The sequence below is a fragment of the Streptomyces phytophilus genome (assembly GCF_013870535.1).
GTDB classification, from domain to species: Bacteria; Actinomycetota; Actinomycetes; order Streptomycetales; family Streptomycetaceae; genus Streptomyces; species Streptomyces phytophilus.
On record NZ_JACBXC010001281.1, the window covers coordinates 1 to 1,691 of the forward strand.

The 1,691-nt window shown below is 74.5% G+C and carries 1 protein-coding gene and 1 pseudogene; both read right to left on the reverse strand.

What is annotated here, in order from left to right; all coding sequences use genetic code 11:
• Window positions 1–947, reverse strand: a pseudogene (locus H5J30_RS31590) (hypothetical protein); the annotation flags it as partial.
• Between the two features lie 124 nt (window positions 948–1,071).
• Window positions 1,072–1,691 (reverse strand): LamG-like jellyroll fold domain-containing protein (locus H5J30_RS31595; protein WP_220189548.1); only part of this gene is annotated, 620 nt, incomplete at its 5' end.

Genomic DNA, 1,691 nt, shown 5'->3' on the forward strand with positions numbered 1-1,691 from the left:
CACAGCACCGCCAGCGAGGCGAGCCCCAGCAGGACGGCGCCGGTCTGCACATAGCCGAGGCCCAGCCGGGTGAAGGAGCGGGCCTCGCGCGCCGGCCGCAGGTCGTCACTGCCGGTGTCGAACTCGGAGGCCAGGTCCCAGGACACCCCGTCCGCCGTGTTCCGCAGCGCCGAGGCGGCGCTCTCCTCCCGGCCGGAGAAGAGCGCGGGCCCGACCTCCGCGAGCGCCGTGGCCAGGTCGCCGACGCCGAGCGAGGCGAGCAGCCGGGGGCGCAGCTCCGCCCGCTCGTCCGCGGGGACCGCCCGGAGCACCGTGTCGGTGGCGGTCCGCACCTGCGCCTCGGTGAGGTCGAGCGTCGGCAGCCCCTCGGGGCGCTCGCCGTCCGCGATCCGGTTCACGGCCTCGCCCAGGTCGGACTGGAAGGCGGAGTAGTCGGGGGCGGGCTTGTCCTGGAGGTTCGCGACGACGTCGGCGAAGTGGACGTTGCCCACGGCGCCCAGGTTGTCGAGCACCGGTCGCAGGTCGATGTCCAGCGTCAGCTCGTCCTTCTCGCCGCGCAGGTACGCCACCGCGTCGGCGATGACGCCCTCGGCGAGGGCCCGGGCGGTGGTCGGCGGCAGGACCGTCTTCAGGTTGGAGGTGACCACGGCCTCGGGCACGGGCAGCCGGGCGAGCAGGTCGCGGGTGACGCCCGATGCCTCGGGGTCCACGAGCACCTCGTCGTAGAGCCGGTCGTAGGCGTGCTCCCGGTCGAGCGCGGCCCGGTAGAAGCCCGCGTCGGCGACGGTGGAGCGGGCCGTACCGGCGATGACGAGCACCGCCGTGGCGAGCGCCGCGACCACGAAGGCGAGCCACCGCAGGACGGCGGCGTCCCGCGGCGGCGCGGCCTCGCCGACCCGCCGTACCACGCGGGCGAGCCGGGCTCTGAGCTTGTCGAACGGGGTCATACGCTTCCTGCCTGCTGGTGCCCCTTGAGCCTACGGGCTGCGCGCGGGAAACGCCCCGGCCGCGGTGATCGCACCCCCCCGCCGGGCGCGGACCGGGGCCGGGAAGCGGGGTCAGGAGGCGCCGTCAGGGGGCGGCGGGGGCCAGGAAGTCCCGCGGGGCCAGTGCCCGGGCCACGATGCGGGTGTCGCCGATCCAGCCGTAGAAGCCCTGCCCGAACTTCTCGTCGAACTGCGTGGCCCCGATGACGAACGGCTTGCCGAGGGTGGCGATGCCGGTCGAGCGCTGCGCGGGATTGCGGGCGATCTTCGAGCCGTCCACGTAGACGACCGTGCGGCGGCCGTCGTTGACGACGGCCAGGTGCATCCAGCGGCCCACCGGCAGCGTGTGGCTCCACGAGGTGGGGTCGGCGTCCTGGCGGTGCGGGTAGACGACGTATTGCAGGAAACGCTCGGGGGAGAGGTTGAGGCTGCACGTCGGCTCGTCCGGCGACCAGCCCGTGGTCTTGCCGGCGTCGCCGTTGCGGCCCTCCCAGCTCAGGACGCCCATCCAGGCGTGGTCGCCCTCGAAGGGCTCGGGCAGCCTGACGAACGTCTCGATCGTGTAGCCGGAGGTGAACTTCTCGCTGTTGAGGGGCGCGCCCGCCGCCGTGGTCAGGACCGCGCCGCGGTCCGGGCCCTTACCGCCGTCGAAGCGCAGGCTCGCGTGCGCCGGCTGGCCCGCGTGGTGGCCGTCCGACCAGGTCA